Origin of the sequence: Pseudomonas sp. B10(2017), assembly GCF_002113295.1 — a bacterium.
Taxonomy (GTDB): Bacteria; Pseudomonadota; Gammaproteobacteria; order Pseudomonadales; family Pseudomonadaceae; genus Aquipseudomonas; species Aquipseudomonas pudica.
In genome coordinates this window covers 337216-358372 of the sequence record NZ_NEJU01000001.1, presented here as the reverse complement: position 1 = coordinate 358372, position 21157 = coordinate 337216, and the positions used below count along the sequence as shown (strand labels likewise).

Annotated in this window: 22 protein-coding genes; all 22 read right to left on the bottom strand. The window is 60.8% G+C overall.

All coding sequences use genetic code 11. The annotated features are described in order from the left end of the window. Positions 1-50: 50 nt before the first annotated feature. Positions 51-656 (bottom strand): tail fiber assembly protein, encoded by a 606-nt coding sequence (locus tag CAF92_RS01805; protein ID WP_256573604.1) that lies wholly within the window; start codon positions 654-656, stop codon positions 51-53. After that, a complete protein-coding gene (locus CAF92_RS01800; RefSeq protein ID WP_085598790.1) occupies positions 656-1180 on the bottom strand; it encodes a hypothetical protein in 525 nt (174 codons plus the stop codon). Before CAF92_RS01800 ends, CAF92_RS01805 begins: the two co-directional genes overlap by 1 nt. A 9-nt stretch (positions 1181-1189) precedes the next feature. Beyond that, entirely contained in the window at positions 1190-1921 is a 732-nt protein-coding gene (locus CAF92_RS01795; RefSeq protein WP_085598788.1) for a hypothetical protein, read from the bottom strand. Next, positions 1921-2319 carry a hypothetical protein gene (locus CAF92_RS01790; protein ID WP_085598786.1) on the bottom strand — a complete coding sequence of 133 codons (399 nt, stop codon included), beginning with the start codon at positions 2317-2319 and terminating at the stop codon, positions 1921-1923. Before CAF92_RS01790 ends, CAF92_RS01795 begins: the two co-directional genes overlap by 1 nt. A 9-nt stretch (positions 2320-2328) precedes the next feature. Further along, positions 2329-8001: a DUF1983 domain-containing protein gene (locus tag CAF92_RS27765; RefSeq protein WP_085598784.1), complete on the bottom strand. Its 5673-nt coding sequence runs from the start codon at positions 7999-8001 to the stop codon at positions 2329-2331. A 56-nt stretch (positions 8002-8057) separates the two neighbouring features. Further along, complete coding sequence (locus CAF92_RS01780; protein WP_085598782.1) at positions 8058-8654, bottom strand: tail assembly protein; 597 nt, start codon at positions 8652-8654, stop codon at positions 8058-8060. Positions 8655-8709: 55 nt separating this feature from the next. Continuing rightward, positions 8710-9054, bottom strand: a complete 345-nt coding sequence (locus CAF92_RS01775) for a hypothetical protein (RefSeq protein ID WP_085598780.1) — start codon at positions 9052-9054, stop codon at positions 8710-8712. A 750-nt stretch (positions 9055-9804) separates the two neighbouring features. Further along, the gene (locus CAF92_RS01765; RefSeq protein ID WP_085598777.1) at positions 9805-10560 is read right to left on the bottom strand and encodes a C40 family peptidase; all 756 of its coding nucleotides are present in this window, start codon (positions 10558-10560) and stop codon (positions 9805-9807) included. A 2-nt stretch (positions 10561-10562) separates the two neighbouring features. Further along, entirely contained in the window at positions 10563-11312 is a 750-nt protein-coding gene (locus CAF92_RS01760; RefSeq protein ID WP_085598775.1) for a phage minor tail protein L, read from the bottom strand. Positions 11313-11321: 9 nt separating this feature from the next. After that, positions 11322-11660 (bottom strand): phage tail protein, encoded by a 339-nt coding sequence (locus CAF92_RS01755; RefSeq protein ID WP_085598773.1) that lies wholly within the window; start codon positions 11658-11660, stop codon positions 11322-11324. Beyond that, complete coding sequence (locus CAF92_RS01750; protein ID WP_085598771.1) at positions 11660-15061, bottom strand: phage tail tape measure protein; 3402 nt, start codon at positions 15059-15061, stop codon at positions 11660-11662. Before CAF92_RS01750 ends, CAF92_RS01755 begins: the two co-directional genes overlap by 1 nt. Positions 15062-15161: 100 nt before the next feature. Next, positions 15162-15542, bottom strand: coding sequence for a hypothetical protein (locus CAF92_RS26305; RefSeq protein WP_143516050.1), 381 nt, complete (start codon positions 15540-15542; stop codon positions 15162-15164). A 1-nt stretch (position 15543) separates the two neighbouring features. Further along, a complete protein-coding gene (locus CAF92_RS01745; RefSeq protein ID WP_085598770.1) occupies positions 15544-16317 on the bottom strand; it encodes a hypothetical protein in 774 nt (257 codons plus the stop codon). Between the two features lie 94 nt (positions 16318-16411). Further along, entirely contained in the window at positions 16412-16657 is a 246-nt protein-coding gene (locus CAF92_RS01740; RefSeq protein ID WP_085598768.1) for a DUF1799 domain-containing protein, read from the bottom strand. Between the two features lie 62 nt (positions 16658-16719). Beyond that, positions 16720-17103, bottom strand: a complete 384-nt coding sequence (locus tag CAF92_RS01735; RefSeq protein ID WP_085598765.1) for a phage tail assembly chaperone — start codon at positions 17101-17103, stop codon at positions 16720-16722. A gap of 9 nt (positions 17104-17112) precedes the next feature. Next, the gene (locus tag CAF92_RS01730) at positions 17113-17772 is read right to left on the bottom strand and encodes a phage tail protein (protein ID WP_085598763.1); all 660 of its coding nucleotides are present in this window, start codon (positions 17770-17772) and stop codon (positions 17113-17115) included. A 39-nt stretch (positions 17773-17811) separates the two neighbouring features. Then, positions 17812-18240 (bottom strand): phage tail terminator-like protein, encoded by a 429-nt coding sequence (locus CAF92_RS01725; RefSeq protein ID WP_085598761.1) that lies wholly within the window; start codon positions 18238-18240, stop codon positions 17812-17814. Then, on the bottom strand, positions 18237-18911 hold the full coding sequence (locus tag CAF92_RS01720; protein ID WP_085598759.1) for a hypothetical protein: 675 nt from the start codon (positions 18909-18911) through the stop codon (positions 18237-18239). The genes CAF92_RS01725 and CAF92_RS01720 overlap by 4 nt, the downstream gene beginning before the upstream one ends. A 1-nt stretch (position 18912) precedes the next feature. After that, on the bottom strand, positions 18913-19305 hold the full coding sequence (locus CAF92_RS01715; protein ID WP_085598757.1) for a hypothetical protein: 393 nt from the start codon (positions 19303-19305) through the stop codon (positions 18913-18915). Between the two features lie 3 nt (positions 19306-19308). Further along, positions 19309-19686: a hypothetical protein gene (locus CAF92_RS01710; protein ID WP_085598755.1), complete on the bottom strand. Its 378-nt coding sequence runs from the start codon at positions 19684-19686 to the stop codon at positions 19309-19311. 3 nt (positions 19687-19689) lie between these two features. Beyond that, on the bottom strand, positions 19690-20130 hold the full coding sequence (locus CAF92_RS01705; protein WP_085598753.1) for a hypothetical protein: 441 nt from the start codon (positions 20128-20130) through the stop codon (positions 19690-19692). 47 nt (positions 20131-20177) lie between these two features. After that, on the bottom strand, positions 20178-21155 hold the full coding sequence (locus CAF92_RS01700; RefSeq protein WP_085598751.1) for a major capsid protein: 978 nt from the start codon (positions 21153-21155) through the stop codon (positions 20178-20180). Positions 21156-21157: the final 2 nt, after the last annotated feature.

The following is a 21157-nucleotide window of genomic DNA, read 5'->3' as shown; positions in this document are numbered from 1 at the left end:
CCGGGCAAAAAAATACCGCCGGGCGGCGGTGAGTTGGGTGTCTATGCGAGTCAGGCCGGTGGTGCTGGCCAGTCGATTGTGGTGGCGTAGCCGGGTTGCTCAGGCAGCCGGCTGAGCGTCAGGCGGTAGCGCTTCCAGGCTTTCAGGGCCTCGGCTTCGGCCGGGGTCGCGTCGTCCAGCTCAACGGCATCCTGCAAAGGCGCAATGGCCGCATCGGCCGCCGCCCGGCGCTGGGCAATCTCGGCGGCAGCGGTCGCCCGCAGCTGCTCATTGGCCGCCTGGGCCTTATGCTCGGCGGTCACCAGCTGACCCCAGTCGATCGCAGCAAAGCCCTGTGCCGGCGCCGACTGTTGGGCGGATGGGATCGGCAGCGCGACCAGACCATCAGCCGGCGACACAATGTCACGCGGAAAACGCGCCTCCTGGCTGGCATCGATCGGAATGGGCAGCTGCAGCAACAGCACCAGCTGGCCATCCACGCGCTCGACGGGCGCAATCACCCAAGGGCAACCGGTCGCCTCGGCCGGCAATGTGGCGCCATCCGGCAGCGCGGAAAAGTCCAGGGTCAGACCGTTGATGGTCAGGCTGTCGCCTTGCTTGTAGATCGTCAGCGAGGCCGGGGCGATCGGCAGCACTGGGCTTAACTGGATACGCATTAGAACCACCTGCCAATGGCAATGTATTGATACTGAACGTCGGACGCTGTAGCGAAGCGATAGGACCAGGAATCGGCATAAACCAGGGTGGTGGTTGCACTCCACCAGATGCCGTTGTAAGCCTGCTCACCAATCGCGGCTTGGTTACCACTCGCCCCGATCGACCCCAGCGCCGTGGCGAGGATGCGCGGCGCTGTAGCAAAAGCCACCGGCATGGTGGCCCGGCCGGCGGCGGCGCTGTTCAAGGCCTGTTTCGGCACCGTAATAACGCCCCAACACACCTGGGTGCCGTCAGCCAGGCGGATAAATTCGCCGTTGGCGTTGGAGCCGCGCTGCAGCAGCGCGCCTGTGGGCACACCGCCAGCCTGGCTGACGGCGCCGAGAATGTTGCCCTTCTGAAACCCCGTGGCAATCCAGCTGTACAGTTCGTCAAAGTTGGCGATGGCTTTGAGCCAGGCGCTGCGACGGTCGTCACCGCCAACGCCATTCGGCGCCGACCCAAGGTTAATAACTTGCTTGGCCATGTTGTGCCCTTAATTGTAGTACCGCGACTCTGGAAACTTGCAAACGGCCACGCCCAATGTCGTACCGGCGGTGCCGTCGTAATACCAATCACCGCCGGACGTCATGACCTGGCAATAGATGTTCATATTGGGTTGCCCATTCGCCAGAATATTCATTCCGGCAAACTGCGCCTTTTGCGCAAACCAATTTACGCCACGATCAATGGCCGAAATACAGATAAAGTCGTCGGCTTCTATGGTCACGTTGGGTGTAAAAATAAACTGGGTGGCACCAAAATAGGTTTGCTCCCATGCAGTAGCGAACTTACCGTATCGCACCGGCTTATCCTTGGTGGAAAAGACTATCTGACCACTCGCGTCCCGAATATTCATACCGTAGCCCGAAGTCTCAGCAGTATCGGAAAACTTGCAGGCCACATACTCAATCAGAAAATTCTGCAGTGTATTGCCGCCGGATGCCGCCGAGTTTAGGGCAAAGCCTGTCCAAGCCCCCGGCCCGCCCTTGATGGTGGCGGTAAGGCCAAGGTTCGGGTGCAGGCCGCTGACATGGCGAATAAACACCTGCGGCGGCTCCTGGGTACGAATCGGCTTGATAAACACCGCCTCCCCATAGCCACCCTGATCGGTGTAGCGAGACGTAATGTTCAGGGTTCCCCTTTCCGAAAACACCAACACTTTACGCTCACTGCTAATGGTGACCGATCCATAGTTGTTCTTAGCAGAAAAACCATAACTGCTCATTAAATGGCCCTCACCGCTTCAACCACACACTCGACAGTGTGCTCCACCCATTTATCGCGGTAGTTACTCCCCACGTTGGTCGGCTGTCGGTAATTGACATAGGTGTAAATCCCTATAAGGGTGCCTCCTAGGTTTTTGTACGTCGGCAAATAACCCCAGTTGTCGGGGTAGCCTGGCTGGGCATAACCTGCATAAGCCCGTGGTGTAATCATTACAAAGCAAGTGGCGGGGTCATAGCCGGGCACATCCATGAGGATATAATCGCGCCTGACCCCATCCCCATACGTGCGCGGCCGCCCGGGCAATATCATGGATGCCATTTTCTGCAGGGTGAAATCACCCATGCCGAACACTTCAACACCATTCGAGTTAGATACTCGGATGCCATATTGCGCCATGCATACTCCTTAGCTGAGGCGGCCAATCGCGGTCCGCTCAACACCGTTGGCGTCGTAGACATAGAAGCCACCGTTATTCAGCAGCGTTGAACCGGATGCGTCCTGCCCGCGCAAGATGAACGTACCCGCCTTGAAGTTGATTTCCAGCAGCGGCAGACCCTGGGCGTTCAAGGCTTCTGACCTGATCGTCAGGCCGGCCACCAACTCCTGCACGAATGCCTTGCTGATCAGCGCGGTATTCATCACCACCTGGCCGTTTTCCATCACGAATCCAGGCACCACGTTGCCGTCTACGCCGTCGATAAAGGCCACCCGTTGCGCCATCATCAAGATTTCGCTCACCTCGCCATTGCTACCCTGGACGATGCCGGTTTGTACCAGTCGGCCATTGGCGTTGGTTTGCGTCTTCCACGATGAAATGGCCGATACCCGGCCATCAACGCCGGCAACCGTTTCGCTCATGAACTGCACGGCGGCGCTCACATCACCCACCTGGGACTGCACCGCATCGAGGCGCTTGGCTGTCGCAATGCCTTCCTCAATCCGTACCGATTGCTCCGACCAGACGCCGACCAGGCTGCCCGTAGCGCCGGCCAGGCCGGACGCATCACCCTCCATTTCCGGGTTCACCTGGACATACAGCCCATCCAGGCGACTGGCCTGCGCGGTGATTGCCGTGCCCTGCTGCTTCACAACCGTGTCCATCTGGCTGATCGCAGTAGCCTGAGCGGTTACCGCCCGGGCGCTAGGCCCAGCGACAAACGGTGACGGGGTGTTGCTCTCTCCGACCCGCTTTTCGACCATGATCGAGTCCACCACCATCGAGGCGTTTGGCGCTGCATGCCGGTTCGGGTAGATCAGTAGACCGACCTTGCCGCTTTCCGTGATGGTGATTGGGAACGTGATGCGCGTACGCTCGGTGGTATACGGCTGGGTCGCCGATCGAGAGGTCACTCCGTTGTACAGGTTGACCATCATTGAGCCGGCCGTGCCGCCTTTCACATACATCGACACAAGGTAAACACCAGGTTCAACCCGGATGTTGAAGGCCGCCGGATTGTTGGTCGGAGCTAGCACGATGTACGAAAACAGGCTGTCGGTGTCTGCCTCCAGGGAGTAGCCGAACCCGGAGTCAGCCTCGGGCACCGCCACCCCAGTCTTGGTCAACAACGCGCCCCCAGTGACTGGCAACGCGGCCGAAGTCAGCCAGCTGTAGGCACTGTCGAGCAGATTGGCGCCGTTCCCCCCAATTCCTCCCACACTGCTTTGCAGTTGCGTCAGAGCCTGGCCCTGGCTGGTCAGCGTGTTGCCTTGCTGGGTGACACTCGCGCCGAGGGTGCTGATGGCATCCGCGTTCGCTGTATCGGCAGCGGTGACGCGGCGCGCGACGATGTTGCACCACAGCGATCGACCTGTGCCGTCCGCCGGTTCAGTACGGGTTAAAAACCGCGCCGATACGGCTCCCGCCGGCGCAGTAATGCGCCCGGCGTGAGACTTGAATCCTGTCGCCGCAGCCACTACCGAGAATGCGTTGAAATAGCCCAGGTTGGTCCCGGCCTTGTCAAAGAACTGCATCTGCAGCCGGGCAGTTTGGCCAGCGGTCATGTAGCCCGGCCAGATATCTGCCGACAGGTCGAACTGCTCGCCGCCAGCAGTCACTACGTTTGCTGCCGCCCCGCAGAAGCTGTTCGTATAGAACGACACGCCTTTTCCGGCGGAGGGATGCGCCGAGACGTTGGTTATCCGGGCATCACCGGTCCAAGGGTCAGTCAGGCCATCCTCGAAACTGCCACGCAGGATCAGGTTGTCAGGTTGCTGGCCGATGGACGCCTTGATTTGAGTAATCGAGGTGCCTTGAGAGGTCAGCGTATTGCCTTGGTTGGTGACTGCAGTTTGCAACGTCTGCAGCGCAGAGGCATCAGCCTTGGCCGCCATTTGAGCAAGTGCGCTGGCCGCAGCAGCCGCTGCATCGGCGGCCACCTTGTCGGTAACCGCCACCCAGGCGGCCCCGGTCCAGCGCTTCGGCGTGTTTGCCGCCCCCGTGGTATCGATCCACAGATTCTGCGCCAGGCGCTTGTCCGTTGCCGGCTCGGTGCTACTGTAGATCACCTCCCCTTTGCCGCCTGCCTTGTCGGATGCCGCCTGGGCAGCCTGCTGCGCAGCCGTCACGTTTCCGTTTGTGGTCTGCAAGCTGCTGCTTACGCCCATGATGGCCGAAGCGTTCGCCTCATCACCACTGATCCGGGCGGTGCGCTCCTCCACAACGGAGGCCACGGACGCCGAGGGCGCGATCTGGCCCACAGCGATCCAGTCGATTTCGAACACATCACCAGCCGACGCGCTAAGCCACAGGTAAAACCTGGTGACCGTGCTGTCCGACCAGTCGGACCCGCCGGCAGTCAGCTGCGACATGTCCCACTCCAGCACCATGCTCTGACCGACCGCCAGGCCTGGGTCCGGGATGACTTTCCGGTACGACGTGCTCGAGGCGTGGTTTGCTGTCACGTAGGTGATCTGCCCGTTCCAGCCGGTACCGGCTCGGCGAGTGATCCTGCAGCGAACGCGGTCATGATCGCGGCCGTTGATCGACACAACCGGGCTGTTGAGGTAGGCGCTGATGTCAGTGTTGGTGACGATCAGACGCCCATTCTCCACTACCAGGCTGCAGCGGGTACCCGACCAGGCTTCAACGGTCGAAGCAAAGCCGTAGTTCAGGGCGGTATCGAACCCACCAGACTCGGCCCGGATCGTTGCAATCTGCGAAGCCAGGGCCGAGTCCGCGTTGGTTCGCGCCGTGATCTCGTTGCTGATTGCCGACGAATTGGCCGCGCTGCTGGCCGCAACGGTGTCAATCCGTTGCCCCAGAGCCGTGTCGGCATTGGTGCGCGCGGTGATCTCCGTCTGAATGGCTGCAGCATTATCGCCCGTCGAGGCAGTGAGAGTGTCAATGCGCTGGCCCAAGGCGGCATCCGCCGATTGGCGAGTCTGCGCCTCGCTGGTGATTGCGGTACCGCGCGCCTGGGCCTCGGCCAACAGGCCTTGAGCACGCGCCGCCGCCTCGGCGTCGATCGCCTGGGTGCGCGCCGTCGCTTCGGCTGCAACTCTCTGCGCCACAGAACCGTCGAGCGTTGGCGGGCCCGAGATCAGTTCGATCTCTTCCCGCAGCTCCGGATACAGAGCGCCATTGGTGATCTTGTCCTTGAAGTACTCCTCGTATTCCGATTGGTCGCTGCTGGATTGGCCGTTCACCCCGACACCAGTTGGATACCATGGACCGACATTCCCGCTCCGATCCACCAAGCGCGCCCAGTAGAAGAAGGAAACGCCCGCGGCAAGACCGTGGATTTCGTGCTCAGCCTGCGGATAGGCGAAGTCGCCGAGTTTGGTGGCGTCGTTGCGACTGGTCGTCGCGCTCTGCCAGATCTCCGTCCGCTCGGTGTCTTCGGCGCCAGCCGGAAAGCCCCAACTCAGACGAGTCCCGTATACCAGTGGTGTCGTGGTGAGGAATGCAATCGCGGGGGGAAGCCCCTCCTTTCCCTTCAGTTGCGTCAGCGTGGAGTCGCGCCAAATCGAGGTAATGTCGAACGAGCTGACTGCACGCACACGGGCAAGGTAAGCGCCCGCGTAAATCCCTACCACATCGACCGAAGTCGCACCGGTGCGCTGAATTCGAGCCCAGTTACCATTGTCCTTCCGCCATTCGACGTCATAAGCAATTGCGCCCTGTACTGCCGGCCAGGCGATCGTCATGGTGTTGACGCCGATACCCTGGTCAACAGCATAGGCCGACGTCAGCGTCACGCTGGCCGGCGGCTGCACGGTTGTCACCGGGATGATGCTGATCGGGCGCTCATCCAGCTTGGCACCAGTGTCGATAACCGCAAACTTGCTCGGATTGAACTCGAGGGCGGTGATCTCGTACTCGCCTTCCTGGGTGCGCGTCGTTTTCAGGACGCGGAACAGCTGGACCGCCAGGTCCTCATAGTCGATCGCCCATTGCAACTCGGGTTCTGGCTGCACACTGTATGCGGTAGTGACCGTCACGGAGCGGCCAGAAACGGACTGCACGGTACGAGCCTGGGCGGTGCCGTTTGGCAGGTTCAGGATCAGGCGGTCACCGGCCTTGATAGGTGTGTCACGGTCCAGCGTCACGACCCGGCCAGCGGCCGCCGTAATCCGGCCACCGTTCGGCCGGCCTGCTACCAGCTCATCAGCCACAGGGATGACAAAACCAGGTAGCGGGATGCGGCCTTCCATGCCGGTCTTGAAGGTGACGGTGCGATCCTGACTGTTGCTCAGCAGCGCCCACTTACCGCGGCGCTGGGCCTCGGAGGCGCGGGTGCAGCCAATCGCCGAGATTTCCACCGGTCTATCTCGGTACCGGCGCTGAAGCGCCAGGTCAGTCACGGGGATGACGTCGGTGTCGTAGTTGTTGGCCGGGTTGTCGTAGCTGACCAAGGCCCGGCTGTAATGCGTGTTGCGCTCGGCGCCGCCGTACACAAACTCACCGTCGATGACGTTGGCCCGGGTGAACACGTAGTCGATGTCCTGCGCACGCGGCATGTCAGCCTGCATGAACAGCGAGCCGTGGGCCCAGTACACCATGCCACGGTAGATGGCAGACAAGTCGCGCAGCAGGGTCCAGGCCTCGGCGCGGCCCTGCAGGTTCAGGTCGCACAGGTAACGGGGCTCCTGCCCACCCTGCCCGTTCGGCACCAGTTGGTCACAGTACTGGGCGATGCGGTACATCTCCCACTTGTCGACCATCCAGGACTTGATGCGCTTGCCCAAGCCGAAACGGTCCTCCACGCAGATGCCATAGGTGGCGAACGCCGGGTTGTTGGTCCACGCCTGCTTGAAGGTGCCATCCCACACGTCGGTGTAGGTGCGGGTCACCGGATCGTAGTTGGTCGGCACGGGCCAGCGCTTAGCCTTGCACTTCACGGTCACGGCCGGGATGTTCTGGAACTGTTGCGCGTCGAACTCGATGTAGAGCAAAGCCGTGTTTGGGTAGCGCAGTTTCTCGTCGATGATCTCGGTGTAGCCAGCGATGGTCATCGTATCGGCCACAGTGCCGCTGTTGGCATTCGGGGTGATTCGACGCACACGCATCATCCACCCGGACGTTGCCGCCGGCAAATTCACCCGCACCGAGCGCTGGTACCCGTTTGTAGTTTTGCCGTCAACCGCCCCCAGATGAGCCTCGACGTACGCGCCGCCATCGGTGGCAATGTCGATGGCGTACTCGATGCGGTAGCCATTGGTGTTGCCGCTGCTGTCCTGCTGGGCTAGGCGCGGCCAGGACATACGCACACGCACGGCCGACAGTTGGATGTTGCTCAGCGCACGGGTGAATGGGTTGTCGCTGCGCAGTTCGACGTTGACGGTGGTCTCGCTCTCTACCGACGGAATACCCTGGATGTAGTCCTGCTCGACGGAGCCAGGGCGCCACTCCCACTTCACACCCGGGAAGTTCACGTTGCCGCTGGCGTCCATGATTGGCGTGTTGTCGAGGTAGATATCACGATCGGTCGGCGCACCGTCGAACTCACCTTCTCCCACGGCCAGTAGGATTTTGCCAATGTTCGTCGACTGCAGGCTGTCAGGGGCCTCGACGGGGGTCTTCGGTTTGCTCCCGCCACCCTTGCCGCCGGTGATGTCCAGGTGATCTGTCGGGCCCATGCTTTCCTCCGGGCAACAAAAAACCGCCCGGAGGCGGTTTGTACGCTGAATAGGCCCTAGGCCTTGTCCTGTGCCTCGATGGAGGCCGAAATGATCGCCCCGCCCCACCGGCGCTCGCCGATGCAGATCGGGACTGGGTTGCCGCTGGCGGTGGTGTTTTTGGCTGAGCCGAATCCATACGACGGCAAGTTTTCAGGGGCGGCGCTCTGTGACAGGCCTTTGGCCTGCGGGCTGAGCATCTGGATGACGCCGCCCAAGGCGAGTGATGCGCCGAGAGACTGCCCCCACCCTTGCATCCCAGGAACGAAAAAAGACGCAACGAAGATTACGGTACCAATGATCGTCTGAAGAAGACCTCCGCGCTTGCTCCCGCCAATCACGGGAACAATGCGAATCTCTTTGGTGCCACGGCGCCCCAGGTCATCGGCGCCTACGTTTTTTCGGTTGCGGAAGACGGCAAAGCGGATCCCTAAGGTATCAAGCCGCCTGATTTCCTCCACAAATCCGGGAAGAGTTACGCGTAGCGCTTTGAAAGCCTCCCACCCCTCTCCACTATCCAGCTGGCGGCGATGCGCGCGGCCAAATTTCTGGGCCAGCGAGCCGGAAAGCTTGATCGTCGTCATCTGCGCGTAATGCGCTACCGTTGCGGCCATACTTTCCTCCAGGCAATAAAAAACCGCCCGAAGGCGGTTGATAGGTGACACTACGTCAAAGACAGGATTTCACCGCGCCCTCTATCGCGGAGCGTCCAACACCGGGCATCCACGGAACACGTTGATAAAATACAACCGAGCTCCCCGCGTCCGTCCTCGATACTTCAAGTAGTTCGTCTGTCAGGTTCATCGCAGCTATGACAAGACGGTAGCCATTCTGAGTTTCTGACATGGTCGCTTCAGATCGAGCATCCTGCCATTGGGGGAATACACATAGCGCGTACTCCTTGGGTGATTTCTTGGTAACGGCTTTAGTTGTAGGAGAATTGCCTTTAAGGTCACTTGGCGACACGCACCCCGCCAGCAACGCCAGCCCTATCGCACCGATCAGAATTCGCATGTAATCCCTCCTTTTTGATGCGGGCAATCTACCACCATCAACAGGAAGCGCCAAAACCCTGGCTAGCGCATCCCAAAGGAATATCGGATGGCTATCACCGAAATTGGCTGCATGGCCCGTGCTCACCGCAAGTTCTTCGACCTGCTTGTGGCGAACATGTGTTCGTCGGACGCTTATCAAGTACCCGCTATGGGGTAGTGTTCAATACGGCACTCATGGGGATGGCCATCGCCTTTACACGTCCCATCCAGATATCGGTAGTTGATGTGAATCAACTGGCCTTTTTTGGGCCACTGCCTGCGTGGAAGCGTGCTTTGGTAATCAGCAGTTTCCGGTACGAATGTGATAGTCGCCCCCTTTCCCGGGCATTCTGCCGTGGTCGATGCATGGCTTACCTTCACGACCTGGGCCTGTAGCTTTGGATAGGGAAGCTTCAACACATCAGTGATCTGTAGCTCCATACGGCAAATTTGCCACGTCGATGCTTGTACTGGCTGGCACATTACGAAGAAGGGAAAGGCAAATAGGGCGTAGCGAGTTGCACGGTAGTCCATTATTGGCCCTGCCTTGAATATTGAGATCCAAGGCATTATCAGTCGTGGACTAACCGAATCATAGGGCGATCCTGTCTCGCGCGCATCAGCCAAGTCGATGCGCGCCCAAGCCATGCAAGATGACTTCAGCGAACGCATACGGTTGATACGCCCTTGTGGCATGCTGCATCTCACTCTCTGCTGCTGCCAAGCCGCTTCATTTTGCGTCCTTATGACGCAACACAAGGCGCATCCGGTCGAGCCAGGGCCCGCCGAACACGATGATTTCCGATGGCCGCCCCAGCAAGTGGTGCAGCATGAACGGCCCTGGCCCGAAAAACCGAGCCGCTTCCTCGGGCAGTCGCGCGTCACCACCCAGGAAGATACCTGCGTGGTTTGGGTGCGCGGTTCGCCCCACGGCCATGACGATCATGTCGCCTCGCTGCGGCTGGCTGACCTGGTAGAACCCGGCGGCCTCATAAGCCTGCTCGTAAAGGCTTGGGCCGTCTGCCTGCTCCCACCATCCCTCCTCTCGGGCATAGACCGGAAACTCAAGGCCCCACTCCCGCTTGTACCAGTCGGCACAGACCTGCCAGCAGTCCCATGCGCCGTGCACGAACGGCCGCCCCAGCAGCGGCGTGTGTCCGGTCGGGGTGATGCTCCGCAGATCACCCTCCGGCCACGACAGGATGTACCAAGGCAGGCCGGTGGCCTCGCACATGGCCAGGTCGCGCGGTGACGGCCTGCTGGCAGCGTCAGGGTGTGAGTGCACGATGCCGATCACCTCGCCCTGGTCTTCAGCTTCAGCATACTGCTCAGGCGAAATCCGGAACTCTTCAACAGGGTCGACGGCGGCGTTCTCACACGGCATATACCTGTGGGAGCGGCCAACAGCGATGATCAGCCCGCAGCACTCGCGCGGGTACTCCGCCGCAGCGTGCGCCTGCACGGCGGCGAGGATGTGTTTTCGCATGGTCAGCTCCGTGCAATGAGGGAAACGGCCGGGAAGCCACCGAAGGGGAGCTGGTTACCCTGACCGTGGCGGACTGTGCACCCTGAGTCCAGGCAGCCATTGCACTGATCCTTGGCCGGGTCATCCGTGGGGTTACCGTCGAGGTCGTAGTAGGGGCCTGTGTAGCCGCAGTTCGGGCCACGGTAGCCAGCGGTCATTGCCCAGTGGCAAAGCTGGGTCATCTGCCGGCCGATCGTCTCGCCGCCAACATCGCCTGGGCTGGCCAGTTCCCAAGCCACTGTGGTGCCGTTCTCAGACACCTTCTGGTCGATATACCAGACCTCGATGGCTTCCTCTGTCGGGTCGGCCTCCGGGTTGCCTGCCGGGAAATTCACCGCATCCAGATAACGCGCCATCGTGTGGCGCATGGTCAGCTTGAACTCGAGCAGGTTGTCGAAGGCCAGGCACAGGGCTGTGATCCGCCCGTTGACGTTGCCCACGGCCAGCGTGGGCCGCACAGCGGTACCGTCCGAGTTTGCCTCGATACCATCGATCTGCATCGGCCAGGCGCCGTACTCGTTGCCCTGCCACCAGATGGACTTGGCCGGCAGCTGGTCGGCGTTAGCGCCAGCGTCAGCCAGTTCCTCTGCCGTGTGTGGTATCGCATGCCCGTGAAACCGCAGAACGTCAGCACCAAAGTCCATACCATCGAGCTCGAACAGCAGTACCTCGTTGCCAGGTTCAAGGGTCTGAATGTCCTTGATCAGCGACATACTCGCTCCCTATGGGTGGAAAGCCCGCTCGAAGGTGGCGGAGACTTTGAATCGACCGCCCCCCACCGGCGTGGGCTTGGGATCGGCGCAGGTGAACAACCCCAAATCGCCGAGCGGCGTAGACCACAGAAAGGCCTTCGCGCCGCCATGCCGGTCGAAGAACTCCATGACCTTACGGACCTGGGCCTTCGTGCCGGTTACGGTGATCGGGTAGCTGTCCTCCTTGTTGTTGGGTCCATCGCCCACCACCTGACGGTACCCGCCGCCAAACCTGGACTCACGGACCCGGTAGGTGATGTCTGGTGTTTCGCCGCGATGCGTCGACCAACTGAACGTCTCGATGGCCATCAGCGCCCTCCTTTAGTGTTCCGGTAGCTCACTCCGCCGGGTCGCCAAGAATCTGCAACCGCCTTCTCGGCAGCCAGCTGCATCTGCTTCTGCATGTTTTGCTGAAGCAGCGACTGGTCGAGCTCCATGCCTTCGTCACTTCGATCCGCGACGGCTACGTTGACCGGTGCCGACACACTGATCATCGTGCCCGAAGTGTTCGTGGTAGCGAGTGTTGAAGCAGGCCCAGCGCCGAGCGGGGTGATGGTGCCGCCCTGCTCCCCCATCATCAGATAGGTCTTACCACCCTGGTTCAGCAGTTCTGGCCCAAGCTCATTGACTTGGTAGAGCGAATTAGCTGCTACCGGACCGCCACCAGCGCGCTGGCCGGAGACGAAGTTGTCCATGATCTCCGGGCTGTACCCGGCCTGGGTTGCTCCTGCGGACGTCGTTCCGCCACCGAACCACGCAGAGGCAGCCGTAGCACCCCAGCCAGCCAAACTGCTGAGCAAGCCAGAAGCTGCGCGCTGTGTCTCGATTCTCACCATGTCCGCCAGAATCGACTTGGTGAAGTCAGCGAACGAGAACTTGCCGGTCATGGCGAAGTTCACGACAGCATCTTCCATTGAGCTGAAGGCGTTGCTGAACAGGGTTTTCGTCTGCCCGGCGACATCACGCGCTTGCTCTAGGTAGTTCTGGAAAGCCGACGACGCCCCCTTGCGCCAATCCCCCTGCGCAGCGCTCATCTGGTCGTAGTTGGCGATGGTGGTTTCCTGCAGGTCCTTTTCGGTCTTGCTCAGGGCCGCCAACTTCTGGTTGTACTCATCGAGGCTCATGCCGCGGGAGCCGTCGCCATATTGGTTGGCCAGGTCCAGACGCTGCTGGTTCATACGATCGGTGATGCCGTTCTGCTGATCCTGCAAACTGCGCTGACGGTCGCCCAGCCCAAGGCCATCGGCGGCGCGCTGCCCCTGCAACCTCAGCGCCTGGACCTGCTGATCGAGGGCGTCGGTGTAGGTCTGCACCGCCCTGGCCTGCTTGGCCAGCCGGCCCTGCTCATTGGTCGCCAGCACCGAAAGCTCAGTGTCGGCGTCCTTCTGCGCCTTGACCATGGCAGCGCGGGCATCCGCGATTTTCTGGTCAAGCTGGATTCGCTGCTGGGCGCTGGTACTGCTGCGCCCCTTGGCCTCCTCCAGTGCCGTGATCTCGGCCTCGTAGGCGTTCGTGACCTCGGCCTTCTGCTGCTCGATGATTGCGGCCCGCTGGGCGGCGTACGACTCCTGCGAGATCAGGCCGGTCTTCTGCGCCGCATCCAACTCCTTCTGGTGGTTCTTGTACTCGGCTAGGATGGCGCTCAGCGCGTTTTTCTGGTCGTTGAACCCGGAGAGATCGACCGATGTGGTGCGCCCGGCTGAATCCTTGAATTGCTTGGCGATGTCGGTCTGAACCCGAGCAATGTTCTCGGGCTTGAGCCGCTCATCATTCGGGTTGACCTCGCGGATCGCATCAAGAGACTTGTTGTACTCCTTGAGAGCGTCCGCGCGCTTCTCGGCGTTGGTCCTTGCGGACTTCTCCAGAGCGTCGATCTTGCCGATGGCCACGATAGCCGCCTGCCGCCGCTGGCTATCCAGTTCCCGGGCCTTGGCAATCGCCTGCTGCGTGTCTCGCTGCTGAATGAGAGCCTTGAGCTCAAGGTTGGCATCCGTCAGCTTTTGCTTAGCTGCGGTGTCGTCAGGATCGCCGTTCACCGCGCTCTGCGCCGCAGCCGCGCGTTGTTGCGTCTCTACGATGCGACTCGCGATATCCTGGTCTCGGCCAATGTTCTTGACCGAATCTACGGTTGCAGCAACCTCGCCACGCAGGGCTTTCCAGCCGCGCTCCCAGATCGATAGGTTCTCTGTAACTTCTTTGCTGCGGTTCTTGATGGTATCGACGTAGGTATCGGTGAGCAGCTTTGCAGCCCCGATAGTGTCGCCTTGCTCCTTCAAGGCAACGATCTGCGAGTAGGTCGCAGCGGTCAGGAAGTTGTACTGCTCGTTGAGGTCCTTGGCGGCAGCCACTGGATCCTTGCCGATCTTCACGAACTCGGCCACGGTCTCCTCGACCGCTGTACCGGTCGCCGAGCGCCACTCCAGTGCGGCTTCGGTGATTTCGACGAAGCTCTCGGAGGCGATCTTCCCGCTACCGGCCAGCTGGGTGAGCACCTCAGCCGCCGCGCCGGTGGTGCCTACCGTAGCCGCGACTTGGTGCGCCATGCCCGACATCTGATCCGCCGTTGTGCCGGCGGCATTACCGGTCTTGATCAGCTCCTTCTGGAAGCCCACCGCCTCCTCGCTGCCCGAGTAGTAGGCGTGCCCGAGCACGCCCACTGCTGCAGCCGCGACGGTGAACGGGTTCACCAGGCCCATGACATAGCCGCCGAGGGCCTGAACGGCCGGGCCAACTCCGCCAAACATGTCCTTGAGCTGGCCGCCCTGCTGCAACAACACCGTGAGCGGCGCCTGGCCGCCCTGCAGGGACACCACGATGTCGGTGAATTGCGCTGGGACGCCGCGCAGTGCGGCAGCAGTGGCCTTGGCTGTCATCCCGGTCTTGTTCAGCGCGGTATCGGCGCCGCCAAGGGCCGTGCGCGCCTGATCGATCTTCGCTTGGTACTCGCCAAAAGTCTCAGCGTCGAGTGCGCCACTGGTGCGGAAGCCCTTCAGCTTCTGCTCCATCTGGTCCAGCCGGCCCATTGCCGCGACGGTCGGGTCGATCTTGCCCAGCAGATCTTCAAGCGCCTGGCCTTCTTCCCGATGCGCGCCGGTGGCCTTCTTCGCCGCCTCCGCCTGGCGCTCTTCCGTGGCGATGAGGGCCTGGGCCCGGCTGTTGATGGACGCTTGACGACTGGCACTGTCCGACAGCACTGCGTTCGCTTTGGCGGTTACCTCGGCGCTCTGCTCAGTCGCCCTGTTCAGCGACTGCACATACTGACTGGCCTCCAGCGAGGCCTTGGCCACGGCCAGAATCCTGGCTTGCTGCTCGTCGGCGGATTCAGCGGCGCGCCGGCCGGCCTGGGCACCGGCATCAGTGGCGGTGGTGAGCGCCTCCTGCACCTTGCCCGCCTGCGCGGCTTCGGCCCGGAAAGCTCCCATGTTCGCCGCGGCGCTGCTGAATGCCGTGGATGCGCTGGTAACGGCGCGCCCCACGGTGGCCATCTGCTGCGCCAACTCTGTCTGCTTGGCGTTGAGCGCCTGCAGCTCCTGCACGATCTGCCGGGTATCACCCTGCAGGCTGTCCAGGGCAGTCTCCCAGGCGCGACCGGTTCGCCCAGCCGACTCCTCGCTACGCTTGCCGGCGTCCGTCAGCTGATCGAGGTTGTCCTTGGCTTCGACGGCATCACCGGAGTCGATCTGAAGACCAAGTGAGGCAATGGTAGTCATACTTTTCTCCGGGCATAAAAAACCCGCCTAGGCGGGTTTGGTAGCACAACAGCTTTCAGCTGGCGGCGAGAATGGATTACCAGCTGGTAACTGGTAAGAGTTATGGATTGATTTCTAGCCGGTCGAGCATTCCCACCAAACGATTCGCCTCTGCTAACTGCAGTGCGAGTTTTTTGGCGGAAATGGAAATATCCAAGTCATAGTCGCAATTGTTGCGAAATCTCTTAAACCTACTCAATGACTCAGCGATAGATTTACCTTTAACCCCTTGGACGGCAATTGCGGAAATCAAACTCTCATGACTACCAGCATTGTCAACTTTTACGAGGTTAGCTCCATTATCCTCCAGCAAACGTTTTGCTTTGTGATAAAGAGCATAATAGGCCCTGCTACCGGCATTCCTTGCCGTCATCTCACACGTCTCGCTGGACGAAGCAAGGTCAGCAGCAGACCGTAGAAAATCAGAATGCTCGACTGGCATTTCAAACATCCTCCCACGGTACTACACCGACACTCAAATGCTGAGAGAGGCTGTCCGAAAAATCTGCTGCCAAACGATCTGAGATAAGCATATTAAGATCAACTAAACGCTCAACCTCAGCATTGACAGCAAACTCAAAGGTAATCCCGAACTTGTTTGCTATAACATTGTACTTGGAAAGATGGACCCCTTCGCAAACCATCACTTTCGAGAGATGAGTAATTCTTTCAGCAACGCTAATTTCGCCCAGCTCATTTTCGAGCATATAGTGCGCTGCATTTTTGACGAAGCTAAAATTTGAAACTACAAGATTTTCTGCAAACTCCGGATCGTACTCTTGAAGATCATCCAAAATCTTTTTAGAGCTTAAAAAAAATCCTGATTGCGTGCACAGTTCAGCAACCGCAGCTAAAACGTCTCTACTATCTTTCGGATATCCAAATTCCAGCATCTCCGCCACACCGTCGGCCTTGCCAAGAAATGGAGTCAAGGAGGCGCGTACTGCATGCCAGTTCCAGTCTTTCCCCAACTTCCCTACGTAGATATTGAGAAATTTTGAAATTTCAGCCTCATCTCCGCGAATCCCCCATAGAGCCGCAGAATTCAGTAGGTAATGCCCATAATTTTCAGGCTGCCCTTTTATACTTTCCAGCTCTCGCTCAAGTTGTTTCCAACTGAACAGATTGAATGGATCTCCTTGCTTTATCGCCATAGACATCGCTTCGATTTTGTCTGCGATTTGCTTGGATTTTGATGCTGCTGTAGCGCCGGCCATGGCGTTCTCAATTGACGATTTTATGCGAATATAGCACAAAGCCGATTTGGGTAGAGCTGGATAGATATCCATTCGTAGCAGAGTCTACTTAGCATCAACCTTCGGAGATGACCGTCAGCGCTTCGACCTCCATGACGCGGAGATCGGGAAAAATGTCGGTGAGTTCGCGGTGCTTGATGCCGAGCATTGCGGCCGTTGCGGGAATGGCGGTGTAGTCCAGGCCCGTATACCCGCCAGGACCAACCCGCCACTGCGTGCCCATGGCATCGAACAGGCGGAAGGCTGGCCATGCATCTGGCCAGACCTCTACCTCCTCCTCCTCGATATCATCAAGGGTCAACCCCAGCGCGGCCAGTTGCTCAGCGGACGGCCCGCGCTCGTAGCAAGCCCGGGCCGCCGCCTTCAGTTTCCCAAGCGGGCCGGACTGTAGGCGGCTTGGTAGGCGTCGATTACTGCCTTCGGTGCGCCGGTGCAGGTGCGCACTAGGTCGGCGATGGCCTCGGCGCTGAACTCGTCCTCCAAGTCCCAGCCTGTGACGATGTCGCCCAGCTGCTCGGCCTGCAGGGCGATTTCACCGGTGGTGACCTCCTCCCAAGTCGCCCCGTCCTTCTGGGCCTTTTCCGCCCAGGCATCGCGAGCCTTGTTCCAGCGGTCGAACATTGCGGACAGGGCCACGCGGTCCATGTAGCGGAACTGGAATTTCACCGGTGCGGGCTCGGCGCCAATGCGCGGAACTTGCACCACAGCAGCGAAAGTGGGGTTCTGTGCGATCTTGATCTTCGCCATGAGGGCTCCTTACGCGCCAGCTAGGTAACGAAGCGAGCGAGCCGACAGGCCAACGCTGATGGTGCGGGTCATCACGTTGTTCCGCTCCATTGTGGGATCTGGAGTGATGCTGACGTAGCCTGGATACAGGATATGGTCACCGTTGCGCAGCTTCAGACGAATCACCGTGAGCTCTTTCGAAGAGTCGTAGCCTTCAACGGCCTCAACGTAAGCCGCAGAGGGCTGGTCCTCGACCACAATAGACAGGGTTGTCGGGTTGCGGTTGGTTGGGAACTGTTTGTCATCGTCGTCTTCTAGGTACCCGACAGTAGCGTACTGTTGCTCGCCCCCGGCCGAGTTGAAAGACGTTACCTTGGAAATCTGCACCCAGTCGGACACGGGCAGCACGGACCCAATACCCGCACCAGCGGTAAAGCGCTCGACATCGCTGGTGTCAAGGCCGGCCAGGGAGAACGCGTCAGCAGCAAAAGCGGATGCCTTAACGGCACGGTCATTGATCAGCGCCCAGCCGGAGTTGACCAGCAGAACGTCGCCGTTCTGGATGGTGTGACCGGCAGCAGTCGCCACCGGAGGCTTCGCATTGGTCAGCGCGGTGAATGGGACGGCAGCGCCGATGACGCGTGCAATCTCCAGCACTGCGCCGTTTGGCAGCGGGAAGCGTGCGGCCATGGTTTGTTTCCTCTTGATAGCCCGCCGGGCGGCGGTTGGTTATGCCCCAGCGGGCGGTTGGTCCGCGACACCGCGGTAGGTGAAGCTGGCCGGCACCGTATAGGTCGCCGACTCGGTGATGGCTGGGCCCTGGTCAATTGGTTCGGTGACCAGGCCCTCGAAGCCGTTACGGCTGATTTCCGAATCCACCCGGAAGAGACTCGAAAGCTCTCCTACCAGGGTCTCGGCGATTGCCAGAGGCTGGCCCGCCGGGCAAACGATGCTGACCTGGTAGACCCCGGTGTACTCGTAGGCCTCGCCACCCAGGTAGCGACAGGTGGTGCCCGCCGGCAGCTGGAAAGCCTGCAGGTAGGTTTCACCTGGTTGAGCTTCGAAGGCCTGCTCGAAGTTCGCGACCCGGATCGGGCGCGCTGTGGCCCAGGCCATCAGCTTGATCTCGATAGCCTGCCGGGCCCTTGCTTGGCTCATACGCTGTTGTTCCTAATGGCTTCGTCGACGATGCGTTGGAAATTGGCCAGGGTCACCCTGACCATGCCGGCCGGGGCCTGCGTAGAATGTCCGTACTCGAGCGGAATGGCGTATGGCAGGTTGTTCACGATATAGGCGGTCTGGCCGATGGTCAGCGCCTGGACCTGGGCCATGAGCTCAGCGATGGTTGCGCTGCCCGACGGATCAATCCGGTCGAGCGCCTCGGTCGCAGGAGAGTCAATGGAGAACTGCCAGTTGCCCCGGAACCGACCGCCAACGTAACCCTGACCCGCAACCAGGCCGTTCACAGCGAAGTTCTGCTCACGCTCGGTCTTGGTCAGGTGCTTGGCGTACTTCACGCCCTTGCGCAGCCTACCGGCCTTGGTGAAGTTGTCCCGATTGAGGTTGATCAGGGTGTTGCGCACCGCGACCTTGAAGTCGTAGTCGTCGGCGGCCCTAGTCGCCTTTGCCCGATGGGCCACGTTGGCCGCCCACAGTTCCGGGTTACCGACCGGCGACATGCGGATCACGCTGCTGCCGATCTCGATCACGATTTCGCGAAAGGTAGCATCCAGGGCTTGCTCCGCCTGCTCAGCGAACGCCCGTATGGCTTCAGCGAAGCCGCCCTGCTGACCGCCGTATCGCTGGGCCATGTGTGAGCCGCGCGCCATGTCACTTCCTCAGCTGAATAGTCCAGGTAGCCTGAGCCGGGTCCTCGGAAACGTTGAGCACGCGGTACCCGCTCACCTGGTCGCCGATCTTGGGCGCCGCCGGGGCATCGGTGACAGCGCCGGCCTGCCCCTCGAAAATCTCGTTCTGGAGCACCAGCAGCTTCACGTCCTCGGTTTGGATGCGGGTCCCGTCGATCTCCTTGGCCAGATAGCTGCCGAACACGCCGCGCCCGGTGTAATGGATGGTCGAGGCAGGGACGGTGCCTCCGATCTCGGGGTCATATCCGCCCTTTACGATACGGCTCCCTGCAACGGGCTTCACCGCATCGGCCAGGCCATCTGGATCGTCGAACGCTTCCGCCAGCTCGGCCTGTAGTTCTTCGCGCATGCCCATGGGTCAGATCCTCTTGAGCATCACGGTGCCAGTGCGCCTGATCCACGGGGCGATAAGGTCAAGGGCGAAGTTCTCGCCAGCAGAGCGATCGACAGATCCCGCGACGTAGGTCTTGCTGGTCGAAGTGCCAGCCTGGGCCGACACCGTCTTGCTCTGCACCTCGCGCTGGGTGTCCTTGTAGAGCTTGCCGGCCGCCGCCAGCTTGGCCACTTGCGCGCCGGCAGTAACGATGGCATTCGGCACCGGGTCTGGCACCGGGCGTTTGATCTTGGCCGTGAGCCAGGCATTTGCCATGGAAACGGCGAGGACCGCATCACCGTCGCCTGCCCAGCCCTGCCCGAGCGCCTGGTCGACGTCAGCAACGGTGATGAGGTCGGTCATGGCTTATTCCTTCGACGGGATGAGGGCCTGCAGCTCGGGCTTGTTGAGGGCTGGGTCGAAGGTGATGCCCTGGGCCGTCAGCCAGGCCTTCAACTGCGGGACCTTCATCTTGTGCGGGTCGGTCTCATCGTCGCTGCCACCCTCGTCCTCGATCGCCTTGTCGATCTCCGCTTGGCTGCTGACCGAGGCAAAGCCATTCGGCGGGTAGGCCGACGCTTTGTAGCCCCGCTCCAGCCACTGGGCGATAGTCGGGCCGTCCAGGCGCAGACCTTCCTCGATCTCGCTCACACTGATGCCCTGGCGCTGGTACGCCTCACCGATGTGCGGAGCATCGCCCTGCACGGACACCGAGGTCGCGCCGTCGATCACGCCGAAGAATTGGTCCAGGCGGCGATAGCAGGTGCCGCGCTCGCTGCCCGGGGTGTTGGTGTAGATGACTTTCATGCTGATCTCCTGCGCAGGACGCCAGGCCGGCGCCCCGCATCATGGGGTCAAGGGGTGGCGGTGCCGCTGATGACGGCGGCGAACGGAACCTGTTTGCGGTCGAAAACGCGCTTCCAGTTCGCTGCGGCGGCGTACTGGGCCGCGGTCGGGCTGAGGTTGCGGTTCTCGCTGCCCTGCCAGCTGAAGCCGGCCGGCTGTAGGATGAAGGTCTTGCGCTCCCACAGGACCTCAGCGCCGCCACCGTTACCGCCGCCGGGTTTGCGCTCCAGCTCGACGGGCTTGGTCGGATCGCCTTCGCCATAGCCGAAAGCACCCTGGCCAAAGAACAGCGACAGGTACTGGCCCGGCGCGTAAGTCAGGGCGTCGTCCATGAACACCGGCTTGCCCAGGTAGGTCGCCAGGATGATCTTGCCCTGCGAGTCGCGCAGATACTCGATCATGTCCTGCTTCACCATCTGGTTCATGACGACCGAGTGCACGCCGATGGCGGCGAACATGTCGGCGGCGTCGCCGGCGGTGAAGGCGGCGTCCTGGAAGGCATTAGCGCTGATCGAGGCGCCCGAGTCCTTGACCATGTCGCCGCCGTTCTGGGCGATGTTGGCCGCGATGATGCCGCGGCCGGCGCCCATCAGGTAACGCTGCCACTGGCGGGTCCAGTAGGTGCCGAAGCGGTTGCGGATGTGCTGCATCGGCTCGGAGTTGGCGAGCTCGGCTGCCAAGTCGGAGACACCGTAACCTTTGTTGAGGTAAAGGGTGCGGGCACGCATGCTGCCCTGCTCGGCTTTGCCGACAGCGCCTTGATCGTCAGGATCATCGTTGGAAATGTTCGGCGCCTCGTCGGCGTCGAGATCCTGCCAGTAGCTGATCTCGGAGGTACCCTGGCCGTTCTTGGCGATGTCGTCTAGGGTAGCCGAGCGGGTGATGATGCCCGACTCGAAGACGGCGGTCTTCTCTGGAGAGTTCACCGGCTCCAGGGTGCCGTAGTAGTCGGAAACGAAGATGTCCGACAGTTGGGTAGATGCCATGG